Annotated in this window: 21 protein-coding genes; 6 read left to right on the top strand and 15 right to left on the bottom strand. The window is 72.1% G+C overall.

Annotated features, from left to right (window positions below; translation table 11 throughout):
* The first annotated feature begins 104 nt into the window (after positions 1 to 104).
* The gene (locus ACFOYY_RS09065) at positions 105 to 848 is read left to right on the top strand and encodes a L,D-transpeptidase family protein (RefSeq protein ID WP_386189279.1); all 744 of its coding nucleotides are present in this window, start codon (positions 105 to 107) and stop codon (positions 846 to 848) included.
* Here ACFOYY_RS09065 and ACFOYY_RS09060 read toward each other — a convergent pair.
* Positions 826 to 3,102 carry an FdhF/YdeP family oxidoreductase gene (locus tag ACFOYY_RS09060; protein ID WP_386189277.1) on the bottom strand — a complete coding sequence of 759 codons (2,277 nt, stop codon included), beginning with the start codon at positions 3,100 to 3,102 and terminating at the stop codon, positions 826 to 828. The genes ACFOYY_RS09065 and ACFOYY_RS09060 overlap by 23 nt on opposite strands.
* 255 nt (positions 3,103 to 3,357) lie before the next feature.
* Between ACFOYY_RS09060 and ACFOYY_RS09055 the strand changes: the two genes are divergently transcribed.
* Positions 3,358 to 4,668: a M16 family metallopeptidase gene (locus ACFOYY_RS09055; protein ID WP_352012571.1), complete on the top strand. Its 1,311-nt coding sequence runs from the start codon at positions 3,358 to 3,360 to the stop codon at positions 4,666 to 4,668.
* Positions 4,665 to 5,987 carry a M16 family metallopeptidase gene (locus ACFOYY_RS09050; RefSeq protein ID WP_386189274.1) on the top strand — a complete coding sequence of 441 codons (1,323 nt, stop codon included), beginning with the start codon at positions 4,665 to 4,667 and terminating at the stop codon, positions 5,985 to 5,987. The genes ACFOYY_RS09055 and ACFOYY_RS09050 overlap by 4 nt, the downstream gene beginning before the upstream one ends.
* Positions 5,988 to 6,041: 54 nt before the next feature.
* On the opposite strand, the gene ACFOYY_RS09045 is transcribed toward ACFOYY_RS09050, so the two are convergent.
* From ACFOYY_RS09045 to ACFOYY_RS09015, 7 genes are all read right to left on the bottom strand, one after another.
* Positions 6,042 to 7,310 (bottom strand): MFS transporter, encoded by a 1,269-nt coding sequence (locus ACFOYY_RS09045; protein ID WP_386189272.1) that lies wholly within the window; start codon positions 7,308 to 7,310, stop codon positions 6,042 to 6,044.
* Between the two features lie 60 nt (positions 7,311 to 7,370).
* On the bottom strand, positions 7,371 to 7,976 hold the full coding sequence (locus tag ACFOYY_RS09040; protein WP_386189270.1) for an energy-coupling factor transporter transmembrane component T family protein: 606 nt from the start codon (positions 7,974 to 7,976) through the stop codon (positions 7,371 to 7,373).
* Positions 7,973 to 8,647: an energy-coupling factor ABC transporter ATP-binding protein gene (locus ACFOYY_RS09035; RefSeq protein WP_362781306.1), complete on the bottom strand. Its 675-nt coding sequence runs from the start codon at positions 8,645 to 8,647 to the stop codon at positions 7,973 to 7,975. The genes ACFOYY_RS09040 and ACFOYY_RS09035 overlap by 4 nt, the downstream gene beginning before the upstream one ends.
* On the bottom strand, positions 8,648 to 9,802 hold the full coding sequence (locus tag ACFOYY_RS09030) for a thiolase family protein (RefSeq protein WP_352012576.1): 1,155 nt from the start codon (positions 9,800 to 9,802) through the stop codon (positions 8,648 to 8,650). It abuts the gene before it with no gap.
* Between the two features lies 1 nt (position 9,803).
* Positions 9,804 to 11,192 carry a class I adenylate-forming enzyme family protein gene (locus ACFOYY_RS09025; RefSeq protein WP_386189267.1) on the bottom strand — a complete coding sequence of 463 codons (1,389 nt, stop codon included), beginning with the start codon at positions 11,190 to 11,192 and terminating at the stop codon, positions 9,804 to 9,806.
* Positions 11,193 to 11,199: 7 nt separating this feature from the next.
* Positions 11,200 to 11,838: a biotin transporter BioY gene (locus tag ACFOYY_RS09020; RefSeq protein WP_386189265.1), complete on the bottom strand. Its 639-nt coding sequence runs from the start codon at positions 11,836 to 11,838 to the stop codon at positions 11,200 to 11,202.
* A 192-nt stretch (positions 11,839 to 12,030) separates the two neighbouring features.
* Entirely contained in the window at positions 12,031 to 12,573 is a 543-nt protein-coding gene (locus tag ACFOYY_RS09015; protein WP_386189263.1) for a TetR/AcrR family transcriptional regulator, read from the bottom strand.
* Positions 12,574 to 12,685: 112 nt separating this feature from the next.
* Here ACFOYY_RS09015 and ACFOYY_RS09010 point away from each other — a divergent pair, with 112 nt between their 5' ends.
* On the top strand, positions 12,686 to 13,927 hold the full coding sequence (locus ACFOYY_RS09010; protein ID WP_386189261.1) for an FAD-dependent monooxygenase: 1,242 nt from the start codon (positions 12,686 to 12,688) through the stop codon (positions 13,925 to 13,927).
* A gap of 146 nt (positions 13,928 to 14,073) precedes the next feature.
* On the opposite strand, the gene ACFOYY_RS09005 is transcribed toward ACFOYY_RS09010, so the two are convergent.
* The 5 genes from ACFOYY_RS09005 to ACFOYY_RS08985 form a co-directional block, all read right to left on the bottom strand.
* Positions 14,074 to 14,655, bottom strand: coding sequence for a TIGR03086 family metal-binding protein (locus tag ACFOYY_RS09005; RefSeq protein ID WP_386189259.1), 582 nt, complete (start codon positions 14,653 to 14,655; stop codon positions 14,074 to 14,076).
* A gap of 149 nt (positions 14,656 to 14,804) precedes the next feature.
* Positions 14,805 to 15,989 carry a HAMP domain-containing sensor histidine kinase gene (locus tag ACFOYY_RS09000; protein WP_352012582.1) on the bottom strand — a complete coding sequence of 395 codons (1,185 nt, stop codon included), beginning with the start codon at positions 15,987 to 15,989 and terminating at the stop codon, positions 14,805 to 14,807.
* A gap of 3 nt (positions 15,990 to 15,992) precedes the next feature.
* Entirely contained in the window at positions 15,993 to 16,655 is a 663-nt protein-coding gene (cseB, locus tag ACFOYY_RS08995) for a two-component system response regulator CseB (RefSeq protein WP_352012583.1), read from the bottom strand.
* A 3-nt stretch (positions 16,656 to 16,658) separates the two neighbouring features.
* Positions 16,659 to 17,111 carry a hypothetical protein gene (locus ACFOYY_RS08990; protein WP_352012584.1) on the bottom strand — a complete coding sequence of 151 codons (453 nt, stop codon included), beginning with the start codon at positions 17,109 to 17,111 and terminating at the stop codon, positions 16,659 to 16,661.
* Between the two features lie 62 nt (positions 17,112 to 17,173).
* Positions 17,174 to 17,668, bottom strand: a complete 495-nt coding sequence (locus ACFOYY_RS08985) for a hypothetical protein (protein WP_362772195.1) — start codon at positions 17,666 to 17,668, stop codon at positions 17,174 to 17,176.
* 320 nt (positions 17,669 to 17,988) lie between these two features.
* Here ACFOYY_RS08985 and ACFOYY_RS08980 point away from each other — a divergent pair, with 320 nt between their 5' ends.
* Entirely contained in the window at positions 17,989 to 18,561 is a 573-nt protein-coding gene (locus tag ACFOYY_RS08980; RefSeq protein WP_362772193.1) for a shikimate kinase, read from the top strand.
* On the opposite strand, the gene ACFOYY_RS08975 is transcribed toward ACFOYY_RS08980, so the two are convergent.
* The gene (locus ACFOYY_RS08975) at positions 18,531 to 18,749 is read right to left on the bottom strand and encodes a hypothetical protein (protein WP_386189256.1); all 219 of its coding nucleotides are present in this window, start codon (positions 18,747 to 18,749) and stop codon (positions 18,531 to 18,533) included. The genes ACFOYY_RS08980 and ACFOYY_RS08975 overlap by 31 nt on opposite strands.
* The gene (locus ACFOYY_RS08970; protein WP_386189254.1) at positions 18,746 to 19,264 is read right to left on the bottom strand and encodes a carboxymuconolactone decarboxylase family protein; all 519 of its coding nucleotides are present in this window, start codon (positions 19,262 to 19,264) and stop codon (positions 18,746 to 18,748) included. Before ACFOYY_RS08970 ends, ACFOYY_RS08975 begins: the two co-directional genes overlap by 4 nt.
* 103 nt (positions 19,265 to 19,367) lie before the next feature.
* On the opposite strand from ACFOYY_RS08970, the gene ACFOYY_RS08965 reads away from it, so the two are divergent.
* Positions 19,368 to 19,931 (top strand): TetR/AcrR family transcriptional regulator, encoded by a 564-nt coding sequence (locus ACFOYY_RS08965; RefSeq protein WP_362916917.1) that lies wholly within the window; start codon positions 19,368 to 19,370, stop codon positions 19,929 to 19,931.
* Position 19,932 lies beyond the last annotated feature (1 nt).

Genomic DNA, 19,932 nt, shown 5'->3' with positions numbered 1-19,932 from the left:
CCACGTCCCTCCCGGCACGAACACCACTGGAAAGCCCGTCAACTCCATCCGTTGCGGGAAGATCACCGGGAACATCCGCTCCCGGCAACGGACAGGCGTGAACCATGCGTACCGTCGGCCGCTGTCTTCTGGTCGTGCTCACCGCTCTCACCCCGGCCGCGCTCGTGTCCACGGGGCCCGCCCACGCGGACGACATGCCTCCTTCGGCGGCCGGGCAGCCACCGCAGACCCTGCGCTTCGGCGTCCGGCTGCAGGAGGTCCGCCAGGTGAAGAGGCGCCTGCGCGAGCTGGGGTTCGCCCCCGGCGCTCCCGGCCCCGAGTACGACTCCGCCCTGCGCATGGCCGTGTGGGCCTTCCAGAAGGCCAACGGGCTGCCCGCCCTCGACCGGGTGGACGCGGCCACCCGGCGGGCGATGGCCAGGCCCGCGCGGATCAGACCGCTGGTGCCCAGGGGAAGCCCCTCACGGGTCGAGATCGACCTGACCCGCCAGCTGCTCACGGTGTGGCGGGACGGCAGGGCCGTACTCGTCAGCCATGTCTCGACCGGCGCGCGCAAGTCCTACTGCGACCGGGGACACTGCGGGTTCGCCGACACGCCGCCCGGCGACTTCACGGTCGGCGAGCGGGTGCGCGGCTGGTCGACCGGCCCCCTGGGGGCGATGTACTACCCGGTCTACTTCAACGGCGGCATCGCCGTGCACGGCTCCACGCTCGTACCGCGCCGTCCCGCCTCCCACGGGTGCGTGCGGGTGCCGCTGCACAACGCCATACCGCTGTTTCGCATGCTCCGCCCCGGGGAGCCGGTCCACGTCCGCCGCCCGGTGCTCAGTTGGGCCGGACGAGCCTGACGACCACACTCTTCGAGGTCGGGGTGTTGGAGGTCTCCGCGACGGAGTCCAGCGGCACGAGCACGTTGGTCTCGGGGAAGTAGGCCGCGCAGCACCCCCGAGCGGTCGGATAGGCGATGACGCGGAACCGCTCCGCCCTGCGTTCGCCGTCCGGCCACTCGCTCACCAGGTCCACCGTCTCACCGTCCGCCAGGCCGCGTTCGGCCAGGTCGTCCGGGTTGACGAAGACGACCCTGCGCCCGCCGCTCACGCCCCGGTAGCGGTCGTCCATGCCGTAGATCGTGGTGTTGTACTGGTCGTGGCTGCGGACCGTCTGCAGCAGCAGCCGTCCCTCGGGGACCCGCAGCACCTCAAGCGGGTTGACGGTGAAGGTCGCCCGGCCCGTCGCCGTCGGGAAACGCCGCTCGTCGCGGGGCGCGTTGGGCAGCGCGAATCCGCCGGGGGCGCGGACCCGGGTGTTGAAGTCGCCGAAGCCGGGCACGACCCGCGCGATGCGCTCCCTGATCGCGTCGTAGTCGGCCTCGAACTCCTTCCAGGGCACATGCGGGTCGTCCTCGAAGAGCTCGCGGGCCAGGCCGCAGACGATCGCCACCTCGGGCAGCAGGTCCGGAGAGGCGGGCCTGAGCCTGCCCCGGGAGGCGTGGACCATGCCCATGGAGTCCTCGACCGTGACGAACCGGTCGTTGTCGCGTTCGGTACGGCCCAGCGTCGGCAGGATCAGCGCCCGATCGCCGCAGACGGCGTGGGAGCGGTTCAGCTTGGTGGAGACCTGCACGGTCAGCCTGGCGCGGCGCAGCGCCGCCTCGGTCACCTCGGTGTCCGGCGTCGCGGCCACGAAGTTGCCGCCCATCGCGAAGAACACCTTCGCCGCGCCCGAGCGCAGCGCCCTGATCGCCTCGACGGTGTCCAGGCCGTGCTCGCGGGGCGGCTCGAAGCCGAACTCGTCACGGAGCGCGTCGAGGAAGGCTGCGGAGGGCTTCTCGTAGATGCCCATCGTCCGGTCGCCCTGGACGTTGGAGTGGCCCCTGACCGGGCAGACCCCCGCCCCGGGGCGGCCGACGTTGCCGCGCAGCAGCAGGAAGTTGACCACCTCCCTGATGGTGGCGACGGAGTTCCTGTGCTGGGTGAGACCCATCGCCCAGCAGACGATCACCGACTTCGCGCCGAGCACGTCGCGGGCGGTCTCCTCGACCGCCCCGCGGTCGAGACCGGTCGCCTCCTCGACCTCCGCCCAGTCCAGGGCACGGGTGTCGGCCGCCCACTCCTCGAAGCCGTGGGTGTGCTCCTGGACGAAGGCGTGGTCGACCACGGTGCCGGGGGCGGCGTCCTCGGCCTCCAGCAGCAGCCGGGACAGCGCCTTGAACAGCGCCAGGTCGCCGTTGAGGCGGATCTGCAGGAACCGGTCGGCCAGTGTCGTACCGCGCCCGGCCAGCCCCGAGGGGCGCTGCGGGTTCTTGAAGCGCAGCAGTCCCGCCTCGGGCAGCGGGTTGACCGCGACGATCCGCGCCCCGTTGCGCTTGGCCCGTTCCAGGGCCGACAGCATGCGCGGATGGTTGGTGCCGGGGTTCTGGCCGACCACGAAGACGAGGTCGGCGCGGTGCAGGTCCTCCAGTGAGACCGTGCCCTTGCCGATGCCCAGGGTCTGGGTGAGGGCCGAACCGCTCGACTCGTGGCACATGTTGGAGCAGTCGGGCAGGTTGTTGGTGCCGAAGCGCCGAACGAGGAGCTGGTAGACGAACGCCGCCTCGTTCGAGGTGCGGCCCGAGGTGTAGAAGACCGCCTCGTCGGGGCCGCCGAGCGCGCGCAGTTCCTCGGCGACGACGCCGAAGGCCCGCTCCCAGGTGATCGGTTCGTAGTGGTCGGCGCCCTCCGGCTTGTACATCGGCTCGGTGAGCCGCCCCTGCTGGCCCAGCCAGTAGTCGGTGTGGCGGGCCAGGTCGCCGATCGTGTGTGCGGCGAAGAAGTCACGGGTGACCCTGCGGGTCGTGGCCTCCTCGGCGACCGCCTTGGCGCCGTTCTCGCAGAACTCCGCCGGGCTGCGGTGCCCGCCCTCCGGCCAGGCGCAGCCGGGGCAGTCGAAGCCGTCTTTCTGGTTGACCCGGGCCAGGGTGAGGAACGTACGGCCCGCGCCCATCTGGGCGTAGGACGTCAGCAGCGACCGGGTCACCCCGGGGATGCCCGCCGCCCACTCCTTGGGCGGGCCGACCTCCAGCCCGTCCTCGTTGACGTCCTCTCGCGGAGCCTTCCTGACCATCCCGGACCTTCTTTCCTCACGTGCCGCCCAGCAGCGGGCGGACCTCGCTCTCGAAAGTCTCGCACGACTGTCCAGGAAACGGACAATCCAGACGTGATCAGGGACCCACTTCCGCCCCGGGCTCCGACTGGGAAGACTGGGGAGGCATCTGCCCGGCGATCACGAAAGGACACCATGGCAGTGGGAGAACCGATCGGCCAGGACGGCTTGATCCCCCTCTTCGGGCACGCGCCCCAGGTCGGGGGGTAGCCGCGAATGCCGACGTCAAACCTCATCCGGCCGCGCACCGGTTACCGGGTCGAGCGCCTCACCCTGGACAACGGGCTGCGGGTCGTGCTCGCCCCCGAGCCGGACTGCCCCGTGACCGGGGTCGCCGTCGTGTACGGCGCCGGCATCCGGTCCGAGCCGCAGGGCCGTACCGGATTCGCCCACCTGTTCGAGCACCTCATGTTCCAGGGGTCGGAGAACCTGGAGAAACTCGCACACTTCCGGCACATCCAGGGAGCCGGAGGCACCTTCAACGGCTCGACCCACCTGGACTACACCAGATACATCCAGACGGTTCCCGCCAACGCCCTCGAACGGGTGCTGTTCCTTGAGGCCGACCGCATGCGCGCGCCGCGGATCACCCCGGAGACCCTGCGCAACCAGGTGGACGTGGTCAAGGAGGAGATCCGGGTCAACGTCCTCAACCGTCCCTTCGGGGGCTTCCCGTGGCTGCGGCTCCCCCCGGTGATGTTCGACACCTTCCCCAACGCGCACGACGGCTACGGCTCCTTCACCGACCTCGACGCGGCCGGGGTCGACGAGGCCGAGGAGTTCTTCGACCGGTACTACGCCTGCGGGAACGCCGTGTTGTGCGTCACCGGTGGTTTCTCCGTGGAACAGGCCGAGGTGCTCGTCAGGCGGCACTTCGGCGACGTGCCCGCGCGCCCGGCGCCGCCCGCGCCCGTCCTGGCGGAGCCCGATCTCACCGCGGCCCGGCACCACTCCTACGTGGACGCGGCGGCGCCGACCCCCGCGGTCGCGGCGGCGTGGCGGGTACCCGACCCGGTTTCCGACCTGGCGGGCTATCTGCCGTACGTGGTGCTGGCGGAGGTGCTCACCGATGGCGCCTCCTCGCGTCTGGTCTCCCGGCTCGTGCTCGGGGACCGTCTGGCCACCGGCGTCAGCGGCTACGTGGGTTTCATGGGCGACCCCTTCGACGTCCTCGACCCCACGGCGCTGCTGCTGCAGGCCAACCTGCCCGCGGGCGGGTCCGCCGGGCACGTGCTCGACGTCATCGGCGAGGAGACCGAGCGGCTGGCCACCGAGGGCCCGGCTCCCGAGGAACTGTCGCGCGTCCAGGCGCGGATGACCGCTCTGCTGCTGCGCGAGGGGGACACGATGATCGACCGGGCGACACGGCTGGCCGTGCTGGAGCTGCAACGAGGAAATCCGGCGCTGCTCAACGAGCTGCCCGCGCTGCTGTCCTCGGTGACGGCCGAGCAGGTCGGAGCGGCCGCGGCCAGGCTGGTCCCGGACCGGCGGGCCTCGGTCGAGGTCGTGGCGGGGAGGGGCCGATGAGCGCCCAGACCGTACGGCCCCTGCCCGATCTGGAGCCCGCCGTTCCTCTGGTCCTGCCACCGCAGGCGGAGGCGGTTCTGCCCTCGGGGCTGACGGTGGTGGCGATCGCCCGCCGTACCACGCCGCTGGTCGAGGCGCGGCTGTGGGTGCCGATGGCGGAGGTGGACATCGCCGAGGGCGCCCTGCTGGCGCAGACGCTGTTCTCCGGTACGGGGACCCGCTCGGCCGCCGTGATCGCCGAGGAGACGCAGGCCATCGGCGGCAGTCTCGACTGCGGGGCGAGCCCCGACCGGTGGCTGGTCAGCGGAGACTGCCTGGCCTCCGGTCTCGACCGGCTGCTGGAGGTGCTCGCGGACGCGCTCTGCGACGCCCGGTACCCCGACCATGAGTTCTCCGTCGAACGGGACAGGCTCGCCGACCGGTTCCGGGTGACGCTGAGCCAGCCGCCCGCGCTGGCCAGGGCCGAACTGCTGAAGCGGGTCTACGGCACACACCCGTACGCGGTGGAGACGCCCGATCCCGAGCGGGTCGGCGCGGTCGAGGCCGGGCGGGTACGCGCCCTGCACGAGCGGCGGATGCGTCCCGACGGCGCCGTCCTGGTGCTGGTCGGCGACCTGGACCCCGGCGAGGCGGTCGAACTGGCCGGGCGCAGGCTCGGGGGGTGGGCCGGAAGCGGGCACAAGGTGACGATGCCGCCCGCACCGTCACCGGTGCCGGGGCCGCTGCTGCTGGTCGACCGGCCGGGCACGCTCCAGTCGTCGATACGGTTTGCGTTGCCCGCCCCCGGCCGTGACCACCCGGACAGCGCCGCCATGCAGCTGGCCAACCTGATCTTCGGTGGCTACTTCTCCTCCCGCTGGACGGAGAACATCCGCGAGGACAAGGGGTACTCCTACGGTCCCGCTTCGATCGTCGACCACTCGCTCGGCGGTTCCGCCGTCATACTCTCCGTCGACGTCTCCACCGAGGTGACGGCTCCCGCGCTGGTCGAGACCCTCTACGAGCTGGGCAGGATCGCCACGCTGCCGCCGGAGCCGGAGGAGGTCGAGCAGGCCCGGCGGTACGCCATCGGCACGTTGCAGGTCGCCACGGCCACCCAGGCGGGGCTGGCCAGGTTCGCCGGGACGCTGGCGGGGTTCGGCCTGCGGCTGGACCACCTGGCGCGGCGTGTCGAACGGCTCACCGCGGCCACGGTCGAGGACGTGCACCGCGTGGCCTCGACCTACATGGGACCGGGCCGGGCCACGGCGGTGCTGCTCGGCGACGCCGAGCGCGTCGAGCGGAGCCTCTCCTCGGTCATGCCCGTCGAGACCAGGTGACACATCCACGGTCCCGCAGCGCCCCGGGGCGGGACCGTGGATTCGACCGTGGATTCACCCGATGGTGGCCGTGTCGATCCGCCACCGGGCCGTGTACCAGCGGACGAGCTGGGGCAGCAGGAGCAGCGGCATCAGGGCGGCGGCCGTTCCTGCGGCGGCGCGCAGCCCGAACGCCGTGGCCAGCGCTCCCCCGGCGAAGGAGCCCACCAGGCCGCCGACCTGCAGGAAGGTGCCCGCCAGCGCCATCACCTTGGCCACCTCACCGTCCTTGGCCGCGCTCTGGAGGGTTCCGTAGACCGTGGCGGCCATGACGGTGCCGCCGAGGCTGCCCGCGAGTTCGAACAGGACGACCGCGGCGGCACCGGAGACGCCGGGGGCGGAGAAGGGCAGTGCGAGCAGGGAGCACATGGAGACGGCGGTGCCGAGCGCCAGCGTCCGTCCCGGGCCGTGCCGGCCGATGACCCTGCCCAGCAGGAGTCCCCCGCCGACGCCGCCGACCGCGCCCAGGCCGAGCAGCAGCCCGATCGGTGCCGGCCCCAGGCCGAGTTCCCGGACCAGGAACAGGACGAGGATCGGCTGCATGATCCCCTGGGCGACGCACAGGGTGGCCAGTGCCTGCACTCCGGAGCGGCGGCCCAGAGCGCGGGCCAGCCGTACGACCTCGCCGAGGGTGCCGCGTGATCTCTCCCTCGGGGCCCGCTCGGAGGGTGGCGGCGTCCTGACCCGGGTGAGCAGCACCGCGGAGAGCAGGAACGACAACGCGTCGGCCAGGACGACCAGGGGGGCGGCGAGGACAGCCATCAGCATCCCGCCGGCCGCGGGGCCGCCGATGTCGGCGACGCTGCGGGTCGCGTTCGTCTTCCCGTTGGCGTCGACGAGGTGTTCCCTGGGGACGATCTGCACCAGGATCGGGCTGGACAGCGCCGACTGCAGGCCGCGGACCAGTGAGGAGACCCCGACCAGGGCCAGCAGCGCCGGATAGTTCAGCGAGCCCAGCCACCACAGCAGCGGAATCGCCCCCACGACCAGCGCCTGGACGACGTTGCAGCCGATGAGCGGCGGCAACCGCCGGTGCAGCGTGTCGGCCCAGGCCGCGGCGGGAACCCCGGCGAGCATCGCGGGCGCGAGCTCCATCACCACCAGCCAGGTCATCTGCCCCGGCGTGGCCCCGATGGTCAGCACGGCGACCATCGGGATGGTGACCATGCTGACGGCGGTACCGAACTGCGAGACCCCGATCGCCGACCAGTAGGCCTTGAATCCACGGTCAGGAAAGCCCTCGGCCACATTTTCCTCCGGACGCGTGGTGACGGTCGCCGTCAAGATCGTCCACACGATAACCGAGGAAGATCTGGATTTTTCCGCTTTTATGGAGATCTGTGGTCAGTCGTCCAGGCCGCGGGCGCTGAGGGCCTCGCCCAGGGTGTCGGCGTGCCGCAGGGCGCTCACCACCAGCGGTACGGCGAAGGCCCGCACGCTCCACTCGGTGCCCCTGGCGCGCTGCGCCTCCCTGACCCGGGTGGCCAACCCGGCGACGACGGGCACGCTGCGCAGGGTGAGGGAGAGCAGCAGCGACAGGCGGAAGGGGTCGGCGCCGACGAACCTGACGGGGGCCAGCAGCCGTTCCAGGGTGGCCATCATGACCGCGGTACGCGTGGTGAGCGTGACCAGCCCGGCCAGCGCGACGGCGAGCAGGACACGAAGCACGGACGACAGCGCCCCCGCCCAGCCGTCCAGCAGGTACTGCATGGCGAACAGGACCACGGCGAACCAGCGGACCGGTCTGATCTGCGCCCAGGCCGCCGCGGCGCCGACCCCGGAGAGCGCGTACAGCAGCGCCACGGCGAACGCCGCCCCCGCCAGCGCCACGGGCGGGCGCAGCAGCAGGAGCGCGGTGCACGACAGGGCCAGGCCGAGGAGTTTGACCCCGGCGGGCAGGCGGTGCAGGAACGAGTTCCCGGGGACGTAGGCGCCGGTGAGCGCGTTCACGCCATGAGCTTCCGGTAGTGGCCGATGGCCGCCTCCGGCTCGTCGTCGGCGACGATCCGTCCCTCGTCCAGCACCAGCACGCGGTCGAAACCCGCCAGCAGCGGCAGGTCGTGGGTGACCACCACGACCTGCTGCGGCAGCTCGCGCAGCAGGCCGGCGACCTGGCGGGAGTGGCGCAGGTCGAGCAGCGTCGTCGGCTCGTCCATGACCAGGACCTCCGGGTCGAGCACCATGACCGAGCACAGGGCGAGCAGTTGCTTCTGGCCTCCGGACAGGTGGTGCGCGGGATGGTCGGCGTGATCGGCCAGGCCGTACCTGTCCAGGACCTCCCGCACCCGCAGGTCGATCTCCTGCCGTGTCAGCCCTCCACGCCTGAGGGAGAAGGCGACGTCCTCGGCGACCGTCGGCATGACGATCTGCGCGTCGGGGTCGCTGAACAGGAACCCGACCCGGCGCCTGATCCTGGCCGCGTCACGGCGGGTGTCGAGCCCGAAGACGGTGACGCCGCCCGAGGTCGGCAGGGCCAGGCCGTTGACCAGGCGCGCGAGGGTGCTCTTGCCCGAGCCGTTGGCCCCGACCACGCCGATCCTGCGTTCGGTCAGCGAGGCCGTGATGCCGCGCAGCACCTCACGCCGCCCGAACCGCACCCCGACGTCGTTCATCTCGATCATCTACACCACCTCGAACAACGCGGCGACGCCCAGGCCGCCGCCGACCGCGGCCGTGGCCAGTCCCAGTGTCCCGGCTGGGGCGCCCTGCCGTACGAGCCTGCTGAACAGTCTGGTGACCACCACGGCGCCGGTCGCGCCCCACGGGTGGCCGAGGGCGAGCGCGCCGCCGTCCGCGCAGACCCGCTCCGCGTCCGCGCCGAGGGGGTCGAGGCCGAGTTCGTCGGTCACCGCGAGCACCTGCGCCGCGAACGCCTCCACGATCTCCACCGCGGCGACCTCCCCGAGGCCGGCCCCCGCGCGTTCGAGCACCCGCCGTACGGCGGGCACCGGTCCGAGTCCGGGAAGCGCGGGGTCGCAGCCGACGACGGCTCCGGCCCGCAGCCGCAGTCCCGCAAGCCCGAGCTCGGCCCGCAGCGACTCCGGCACGAGGGCGACGGCCGCCGCCCCGTCGCTGACCGGGGAGGAGTTGCCCGCGGTCACCGTGCCACCGGGCACGAACGCGGCGGGCAGCCGGGCCAGCGACCGGGCGCGCAGCGGGCGCGGCCACTGGTCGTCGTCCCGGCCGCCGACCGTGACGATCTCCTGGGCGAACCGGCCCGCCTCCCGCGCGGCCAGCGCCTTGGCGTGGCTCAGCAGGGCGTAGGCGTCCTGACGTTCGCGGGTCACGCCGCGCGCGGCGGCCAGCGCCTCGGCGGCGGGCCCCATCTCGGGGTCGTGCCACCCCGCGGGGACGAACGGCGCCCGCTCGTACGGAACGGCCGTGCCGCGGCGGGTCCGCAGCGGAGCGGTCGAGGCGCTCTCCACCCCTCCGGCGACGACGAGGTCCGTCTCTCCCGCGGCGACCGCGTTCCCCGCGAGCAGGATCGCGGCCAGGCCGCTGCCGCACTGCCTGTCCACGGTGACGCCGGGGACGCCGTGGCCCAGCCCGGCGGCCAGCGCGCAGATCCGTGCGACGTTGCCGCCGGGGCCGGTGCAGTTGCCGAGCACGACGTCCTCGACGGGCGGGCCCAGGTGGGCGACGTCCCGGGCGACGGCGTCGATGACAGGGGCGGCGAGCGCCTCGACCGTCAGTTCCTTGAAGGCGTGGAAGGCGGTGCCGATGGGGCCGCGGCGGGCCGCGACGACGACCGGCCGTGAGGATGGGTCCCGTCTCATGTCAGGTGAGCCGCCTGATGTCCGGGTCGCCGTCGGCCAGGCGGGCGGCGAGCAGGCCGCGCGCCGGTTTGCCCGCCGGGGTTCGCGGCAGGCTGCGGACGGCGTACCAGCGCCTTGGCCGTTGCGCGGCGTCCAGGCCGCCGCGCGCCACCTCCTCAAGCGTGGCGCGTGAGGGTCGCCGGGGACCGTCCGTCTCCAGGATCGCGGTGACCACGGAGCCGAGCTCCGGGTGCGGTGAGCCGACGACCACGACGTCGTCGACCCCCGGTGCCCGTCGGAGGACCTCCTCGACGTCCTCCGGCACCACGGTCGCGCCGCCGGTCTGTATCGCGCCGCCGCCCCGGCCGCGCAGCCGCAGAACCTCCCCCGCCCGGTACGGCTCCGCCACGTCGCCGACCGTCGCCCAGCCGTCGCCGTCGATCCGCAGCGGGCCCGCCCCTGCCGTCAGGTATCCCTCGGCCAGCCAGGGCGAACGCGCCCACACCTCACCGAGTTCCTGGCCCGGATCGGCCCTGACCTGGATCTCCACCTCGGGGAAGGGCCGCAGGCCGTGGCCGTCGGTGTCGGCGGCGACGAACGAGAGCTCGGTCGCGCCGTAGTAGGCGACCACGTCCACCCCGGCCCGCACCGCCAGGTCACGGACGCCCGCGCCCAGCGCCGCCCCGCCGACGACCGCGGTGCGCAGCCGCCCCCGTGCACCGCCGCTCTCCCGCAGCGCGTCGAGTACGGCGGGCAGCCGGTGCGGCACCACGTGGACCGCGGTCACGTCGCCCAGATGGGCGGCCGGCCTCGCCGGCCAGCGGCCGGGGACGACGGCCGTGGCGCCGGTCGCCAGGGCGTGCACGGCCGCGAAGCCGTACAGGGAGGAGGTCAGGGGACCGGGGACCAGCACGACGTCGCCTGGGCCGATCCCGGTGAGCGCGCTCAGGTGCGGGAACGAACCCGTCCACGACGCGCGGGTTCGTACCACGGCGCGTGGCCTGCCGGTGCTGCCCGAACTGAAGCAGGCCCACGCCCGGTCCTGCGGCGAGGCCCCGGAGTCCACCGGGACGGGGCCGGGGTCCGAGGGCAGCGGGGCCTCGACGCGGACGTGGGCCGGGACCGTCGCCATGATCCGCTCGCGCCGTTCCCGCTCCCAGGTGTGGTCGCAGACCAGCGGCGTGGCACCGGCCAGGTCCGCGGCGAGCACGGCGACGAGCAACTCGGCCGGGTCGGCCAGGCTGAGCGCCGTCAGCGTGCCCCGGCCGATCCCCCGGCTCCGCAGTGCCGCCGCGGCGGCCTCCGTCCGCCTCGCGAGCCCGGCGTAGCTCAGGTCGCCTCCTGGAGCGCGCAGCGCGATCCGGCGCGGGTGCTCCGAGGCGTGTCGCACCACCTGAAGGGCCACCGGCATGGGCGGGTCAACGCCTCCCCGCGGCCTTGAGCCGCTCCTGCCGCACGGCGGGGACGGCGTCGGGGTAGGCCCGCTGCGTCCCCCTGACCACCAGGGAGGCGAGCACCACCTTGATCAGGTCGCCGGGCAGGAAGGTGAGGCTGAGCAGCGCGGCCTGTCCCAGGGAGACGCCGGTCACGGCCGCCTGCACGGGAATGCCGAGGAGGTAGACCATCCCGACGCCGCCGAGGAGGCAGGCGATCAGCAGGCGGACGATGCCCGGGGTGCGCCCGCCGCGCTCGACGATCCAGCCGGTCAGCATCGCGCCGGGCAGCCAGCCGATCAGGAACCCGGCGGAGGGCGCGACGAAGACGCCGAGTCCGCCACGGCCGCCGGCCAGCAACGGCAGTCCCGTCGCGACGAGCGCCATAAGGACCGCTACGGCGAGCCCGGCCCGCCAGGTGCCCAGGATCGCTCCGGCGAGCATGACGCCGAACGTCTGCAGGGTGATGGGCACCGCGTTGCCGAAGACGTTCAGCGCCCCGGGCAGTCCGAGCACGGCGATCAGCGCGGCGAACACGCTGACCCTGGCCAGATCTCCGGTGGAGAAGCCTCGGCCCGACGAGGAGCCCGACGAGGAGCCCGACGTCCCTTCCTGCTGTGACACCGTCTTCCCTTCATCTGTCATGAGGTCGATCCCACACCAGGAGGTGCCGGGTCACGCATGGAGGAACCCCACAACATTCCACACGGCCGTCTGGGAGAACGGATACCGGTCCCCACCCGTACACCACCCATACTCGTACGAAGGAGGGTATACGGTCACTTTAGGTGCCCGAAAAGCGCCTTTCGGTGATCCTCAGGGGGTCGCCCGGCCGAGCGTTCCGAGGGCGGCGAGCGCGGCCTCGACGGCGGCGGCCTTGACCTCCTGCGCGGGGAGATCCGCGTGTTCGACCACACAGTCGGCCATGCCGCCCAGCGCCACGGTCGAGCGGATCCGGGCGGCGTCCGAGGGAGCGGGGCCGAGCAGGAGCACGGTCAGCTCCTTGCGCCAGCGCCACATCCGATCGACCATTTCCAGCTCGGCGAGCACGGTCGGCGCGTGCAGCACCATCGAGATCTCCTCGCGGTAGCGCCAGATGAGATCGAAGTAGTCTTCGAGCAGTAGCCGCCCCTCCCCCGGCTCACGCCCGATGACGAACGCCTCCAGGGTGTCCATGACGGGCTGCAGGATGCTCCTGACCAGCTCCTCCCGTGAGGAGAAGTGGTAGTAGAGAGCCGGTTTGGTGATGCCGAGCCGGTCGGAGATCTGCTTGAGGCTGGTGTTCTGCACACCCTGCTCACGAAAGAGCTCACGCGCCGTCGCCTGGATGCGGATCTTGGTGTCCGAGGGCCTCGCCATGAGCCAAGGGTATCGCTTACCTATCGTTCAGTAAGACTTGCGCCCCGCCGTCAACCGTGCTTACCTATCGTTAAGTAATTAACTTACCTCCCGTTAAGTAAGGATACGGCGCATGCGGATCCTCATCTCCGGCGCCAGCGTCGCCGGGCCCGTCCTCGCCTACTGGCTCACCAGATACGGCTTCGCCGTCACCGTCGTCGAGCGGGCCCCCTCCCCCCGCAAGGCCGGCGGCCACGCGGTCGACCTGTTCCGCCCGGCCATGGACATCGTCGACAGGATGGGACTGGCCGGGGCCGTCCAGGCGAGGAAGACCGGCACCGAGTGGCTCTCCTTCCTGGCGGAGAACGGCGACCGCCCGCACACACTCGACGTCGGCAGGCTGATGCGCGTCGTGTCCGACCGGCACGCCGAGATCATGCGCGACGACCTGGGCGAGATCCTGTACGAGGCCACCCGGCACGACGTCGAGTACGTCTTCGACGACTCCATCGCCTCCCTGACCGAGGACGCCGACGGCGTCGAGGTCACCTTCGAACGGGGACCGGCCCGCAGGTTCGACCTGGTCATCGGCGCCGACGGGCTGCACTCCAACGTCCGGCGCCTGGTCTTCGGCCCCGAGTCGCGCTACACGGCCTGGATCGGGGCCTACCTGGCGGTCATGTCGATCCCCAACTATCTGGGGCTGCGCGACCGCATATCGGGCATCACCGGCGTCAACAGGATGGTCGGCGTGTACGGCGGCGCCCACCTGGACGACGCCCGCGCCGTCTTCCTGTTCCGCCCTCCGGCCGAACTCGACTATCACCACCGGGACGTCGCCCGGCAGAAGGAACTGCTGCGGGAGCAGTTCGCCGGGATGGGCTGGGAGGTCCCCCGCCTGCTGGGCGAGGAGCTCGACCGCGCCACGGCGTTCTACTTCGACTCGATCACCCAGCTGCGCATGGACACCTGGTCACGGGGGCGGGTGAGCCTGGCCGGGGACGCGGGCTACTGCCCGGGCCCCGCGGTCGGAGGCAGCACCAGTCTGGCCGTCGTCGGCGCCTACGTCCTGGCGGGCGAGCTGGCCGAGGCAGGCGGCGACCACACCCGCGCCTTCCCCGCCTACGAGCGGGAGATCGGCGACTACGTACGGCGCAGCCGCTCCTTCGCCGTCGGCGCGGCCAAGCGGCTCATCCCCACCAGCCCCGGGGCACTGCGGACCCTGACGTGGGGGATGTGGCTGATCAACCACATCCCCACCTCCGCCGCCCGCACCCTGACCGACATGGGCGCCAGGGGGCTGCGCCTGCACGACGAGGTCAGGACGAAGGACTATTCACGCGGCCTCACCCCCAGGACCGGCGTCACCGGCTGATCGCCCCGCCGGAGGACCCCCTCTCCCACCCGTGTGCGTGCTTCTTTCTCCTGCCTGGGCTCATGAAACGGGCCGTGACCCAGGACGCCTCCGCGAGCCCTCCTCCCGGCCCGGACGCGTGGGCCGGGGCTTCCGCCCTCCCCGGTTCAGGCGGACCAGTTCGGGTCGCGGCCGAACAGGCCGAGAAGGCGGTGCTGGAGCGGGGCGTCGTCGGGGACCTCTACCTCCGGCCCCAGGACGACGACCCCGGGGCCGAAGGCACCGGGGATGCGCATCTCATCGGGAATGTACTGAACATGGGGCCACATCGCCTCGACCTCGGCCGGGTCGATCGTGTCGTCCTGCCCGGTGGCCCGGGACAGATCCCAGCCGTGCAGCACCATGTCGGCGCTGACGACCTGGTCGATGTGCTGCTCGACGGACACGTTGCCGGTCGGGGTTTCCACCTTCCTCTCGGCGGTGGCCGGGTCGTCGAGCAGGGCCTCCACGTCGGCGCGGGCCGCGGTGAAGGCGGCGAGCGGGTCCTGCGCGACGGACGGCGCGGGGCTCAGCGACCGGCCCAGGGGCCTGAGCATCACGGCGTGCATGTCGATGATGTGACCGACGACGTCTCTCGCGGTCCACTCCTCACAGGGGGACGGGTCGGACCAGCGGCCGGGCTCCACAGCGGCGATCTTGGCCGCGAAGATGTCGGCACGGGTTCGATAGCGGGTGGCGATGTCACTCATGGGGTTCCCCGTTCTCGTCGGCGTCGCCAGGGACGCTACCGCGGGGCTCAGACAATATCCGGGGCCTATCTCCAGCCCCGGTGTTCGAGCCTGCGCCCGGTTCCGTCGTCTCGCAGATGGTGCCCGGCGACCCGGCAGGCGCCACCGGGTCAGGCGAGGTCCAGCCGGACGATCGCACCGCCGTCCGGAGCGTTGGCGAAGCTGAGGTGCGCCCCGAGGACACGGGCCTGTCCCGCGGCGATGGTCAGCCCGAGGCCGACGCCGTCCTCACGGGCGGCCGACCCGGTGCCGAAGCGCTGTGGGCCGTGCTCGCGGAGCATGACGAGCATCGGTTCGGGGAAACCGGGACCGTGATCCCTGACCGTCACGCTGAACCCGGTGACGTTGACCCGAACGGGCGGGGCTCCGTGTCTTGCCGCGTTGGTGACGAGGTTGGCGAGGATCCGCTCGACCCGTCGCGGGTCGGTCTCCACCTCGGCCTCCCCTGCGACGACCACCTCGACGCCCGGCACCCCCGAGGCCACGACCGCCCGCCTGGCCAGCGCCCCCGAGGAGCGGACCTCCCTGACCGGCGTCTCGGCGGAGGCGTCGAGCCGGGCCACCTCCAGGATGTCCTCGACCAGGCGGCGCAGCGTCGCGGCGCTGTCCCTGACCAGTTCGGCGGGGCGCCCCGACGGTAACAGCCCTGCCGCCGTGACCAGTCCCGCGACGGGGGTGCGCAGCTCGTGGGCGATGTCGGCGGTGACCCGTCGCTCCGCTTCGAGCCTGGCCCGCAACGCGTCGGCCATCTGGTCGAGCGCCGCCCCGACGGCTGCGATCTCGTCCCGGCCCCGCGCCTCGACCCGGGCGGACAGGTCCCCCTCGGCGATGTGGGCGGCCGTTCTCGCCACCGCGCGGATCCTGCTGCTGAGCCCGCCCGCGACCACCAGCCCCACACCGGAGGCGAACAGCGCCGCCGCCAGGCCGGAACCGAGGAGGATGCGGTCGAGCCGGGCAAGCTCCGCGTTCTCCGCCTCGTAGGAGCGGCGCAGCGAGAGCGTCTGCCCGTCGGCCCTGGTCGCCGCCCAGAGAGTGGTGCCGTCCTGCAGGTAGGTGGCGCGTGTCCCCTCGCCGAGGGCCGCGGCCAGCGGCGCGGGAACGTCTCCGGCCGCCAGCGGGGTGTCCTGCCCCTCCTGGTGACGGATCAGGGTGCTCGTCAGCTCGGCGTCCAGACCGCGCCGCGCGGAGTCGAGTGTGACGACGGCCGTACGTGTGTGGACCAGAAGACTCAGGACCGTGGCGACGAGCACCGACATTCCCACGATGACCAGGCTGAGCTTCGCGCGCAGACCCATGCGTCATCTCCGCAGTTTGTAGCCGAAACCGCGCACGGTCTCGATGCGGTCGTTACCGATCTTGGCTCTGAGCCGTTGCACGTGGACGTCGACGACCCTGGTGTCCCCGTCCCAGGCGTAGTCCCAGACCCGGTTGAGCAGAGTGTCCCTCGACAGCACGACCCCCGGTTCCGCGGCGAACTCCAGCAGGAGCTTCAGCTCGGTCGGCGTCAGCGCCACCCGCTCGCCGCGCAGCCGTACCTCCATGGACTCGACGTCGATCGCGAGGTCGCCGAAGGCGAGTGGCGCGTTCGCCTGCCCGGGCATGGCGACACGGCGGAGCACGGCGCGGATTCTGGCGTGAAGCACGGCGGCGTCGAACGGCTTGGTGACGTAGTCGTCGGCCCCTGCCTCCAGGGCGTTGATCACGTCGATCGCGTCGGACCTGGCGGAGATCATGATGATCGGGGTCTCGCCGCCCTCCCTGATCCGCCTGGCCAGGCTGACCCCGTCCAGGTGCGGAAGCATGACGTCCAGCAGCGCGACATCCGGTGGGCGGGCGCGGAACTCGGCCAGGCCGCCCAGTCCGTCGGACGCGGTCCGCACCCGCATGCCGTACAGCTCCAGGGCCATGCCAGTGGCCTCGCGGATCACCGGGTCATCCTCGACCAGGAGCACGTCGATCATGTCTCAGGACTCCGGCACCGTGAGTTTCCCGCCGGTCAGCTCCTTGGCCTTGTCAGGAGGGAGGCCGTCGGCCCTCACCGTGAACCGGCCGTAGTATCCGGCCCGCTCGTGCCAGATCAGCTCACTGAGCGTGATCGTCCCCCGGTAGGGCCTCTCCTGACAGCCGGGCAGACACCACGTGCCGCTCAGCTCACCCGTTCCCACGGCGCTCTCTCCTCCCCAGGACTCCCAGCGAATCCCCGTGACGCTGTTGAACTCGTCCAACGCGAGCCTGCTCGGCCGTCGCAGCGGATCTCCCAGGTAGGCGATCACGTAGACGGGCCCTCTGGGGGGCTTGGAGGGCGGCGCCGACCCCTCCACCCGCACCCCGCCGTCCGCTCCGCACCCCGCCACCACCGGAATCATCGTCAGAACAGCGGTCAGAACGGCGGCGCTCAGGGGGGCTGCTCGCTTCACACCGGTCATCATCGTGTGGAGGGTATGCGACCCGCTGACCCCTCCGCTCAGAAACCCGCAGTTCAGGGGGTGGAGAACGGCAGCGGGAGCGTCCCGCTCAGAGTGTCCTTGGGGCTGTCAGGGCGGGGGAAGTCACCGGTGATGTCGAACTTCGTGAAGTAGCGCCTCTCCCCGACCTTCCTGGCCTTGCTGAGAGTGATCGTCGCATCGTACGGCCTGGCCTGACAGCCGGGCAGGCACCACGTCCCGCTCAGCCTGCCGCCGCCGACGGCCCTCTCCGGACCCCAGCTCCGCCAGGTGATCCCCTTGAGGGTGCTGAACTCGGAGGCGACCAGGTTCGCCGGGCGCCGGGCGGGCTGCCCTTCCTCGGCACCGTACAGATTGATCACATAGACCCCGCTCTCCTGCGGAACCTCGTGGGAGACCGGCTCCGCGTCCTCCGGGGACAACGTCTGGGCCAGCGGCCGCCTGACCTCGTCGGCCCCGCAGGCCGCCGCGCAGGTCACCACCACGAACCCGAGCAGCGTGACGGCCACGGCCGTTGTGATCCTTCTCATCGTCTCCCCCTTGGGCCTCGTACGCGCCGGGACCCGACGAGAGGCGTCTCAGCACGCCCCGCCCGGCACAACGATGACGGTAGGAGGGAAACTTCTCGGTCTTCCTGCGGCTTTGTAACAGCCCTCCATCGAGAGGTTCGCCGTGGAGGACCGTCGCGTGTGCCCGTTTTCCGGTCCTCCGGCAGGAGGCAGCAAACCGGTCTGTTCCCCCACGAGGCCGGGAAGCCGATGGGAGAGGGGAAACCAGGGTGGATGGGACGGTGTTTTCCGGGCAGAGGCGACGGTGGGGATCACCTGGGCGCCGGCAGGAGGAGGGCAGCATGACGAACGACATCCCGATCGTCGTGGTCGGCCTGATGGGGGCGGGAAAGACCAGCGTTTCGCGCCTGCTCGGCGAGAGCCTCGGCAGGCCGGTGCGCGACAGCGACGAGTATCTCCGGGAACGCTACGGCGCCACGGCCGCGGAGATCGCCGAGCGTGAGGGGATGGAGGTCCTGCACGCCAGGGAGGTCGAGCACCTGCGGGCCTGCCTCGCGGAGCGGCCCGCTCCGGTCATCGCCGCCGCCTCCAGTGTGCTCGACGACCCCGGCGCCCGGACCGAGATGAAGCCCGCCCTGGTCGTCTGGCTGGACGCCGCCCCCGAGTTCGTCGCCGAGAAGATCGCCGCCAAGCCGTACCGGCCGCGGTTCGGCATGGAGCCGCTGGCCCTGGCGACCGAGCTGCACGAGCGCAGGGCCGCCTTCTTCGAGGAGGTCGCCGACCTGCGCTTCCAGCGTCCCTCGGCCTCCAAACGCGAGGTGGCGCGAGCCGTACTGGACCACCTGGAGGGACTGCGGCCCCGCCGGAAGGTTCACGGCGGGCGTCACACGGCGCAGGAGTCCTCGGAACGGTAGGTGACCAGGCGGATCGCCGGGGCGGAGAGCACCTCGACGCGACCGCTGCCCGGCACCTCGACGTGCGCGAACCCCCCTTCGAAGGCGACGCGGGCCTGTCCCACGCGGGTGGTGGGCGCGCCGTCCTGGCCGGTCAGCAGGTATCCCTCGACGAGTTCGACGGAGGCGGTGCGCCAGGTGAGGGTCATACGGTCACCTCGGGGAAGTCCAGGTCGGGGCGGGCCAGGTGGTTGAAGTGGTTGGACAGGGTGTTGAGCGCCACGTGCGCGACGATCTCGGCGAGTTCGGCGTCGGTCACCCCGGCCTTCCTGGCCAGGGCGAGCTCCTCGTCGTCCACCCTGCCGCCCGTCCTGACGACCTGCCTGGTGAGGCGCAGCACCGCCTCAGTGTGCGGGTCGTCGTCGCGGGCGTCGCGGGTGCGCTCAAGCTGCCGCCCGTCCATGCCCATCAGGCCGCCGCGCAGCGTGTGCGCGCTGACGCAGTAGACGCAGCGGTTCTCCTGGGCGACCAGCAGGGCGATCTGCTCGCGCAGCCTGGCCCTGAGCACGCCGCGGGACAGCGCGTCGCGCATGGCCAGATAGCCGCGGAGCGCGGCGGGGCCGTTGGCCAGGGCTGCGTACAGGTTGGGCACTCTGCCCAGTTGCCGTCGTGTCTCCTCAAGCAGGCCGTCGGGATCCTCGGTCAGCTGCGGCAGCCTCGGCATGGTGTCCTCCATGATCAGAGCCCAAAACGGTACCGGTCGGTTCCGTTTGAGAAGACGGTACCGATCAGTTCCATTTGCGTCAACGGCGGATAGAATCGACGACGTGCCGACCCGAGCCCGCGAACGCCTGCTGGACACCGCCGAGGAGCTCTTCTACGCCCAGGGGGTGCGCGCGGTCGGCGTCGAGCAGATCCTGACCGTCTCCAAGGTGGGGCGCGCCTCCTTCTACCGCCACTTTCCCGGCAAGGACGACCTGGTCGTGGCCGTGCTCGAACGCCGTGACCGGCGGTGGCGCGAGTGGCTGGCCGAACGGGTCGCCGCGCACGGCGGCGGGCCGCTGGCGGTCTTCGACGCGCTCGCCGAACGGTTCGCCCGCGCCGACTTCCGCGGCTGCGCGTTCATCAACACGATGGTGGAGGCCGCCGACCCCGCGGGCGCCGCGCACCGGGTCGCGGCCGGCCACAAGGACCGGGTGACCGGCTACGTCGAGTCGTTGCTCACCGCCGCCGGGCACCCCCGCGCCGCCGCGCTCGCGCCGCAACTCGTCATGCTCATGGACGGCGCCATCGTCACCGCCCTGCGTGAACGCTCCACCGTCCCCGCCCTGCGGGCCCGGGCCGTCGCGGAGACGCTCATGGGGGCGGCCGGAGAACCGGCCGCCCCCTGAA

This window comes from Streptosporangium jomthongense (assembly GCF_042650425.1).
Classification (GTDB): domain Bacteria; phylum Actinomycetota; class Actinomycetes; order Streptosporangiales; family Streptosporangiaceae; genus Streptosporangium.
This window is presented reverse-complemented; position numbering and strand designations above follow the sequence as displayed.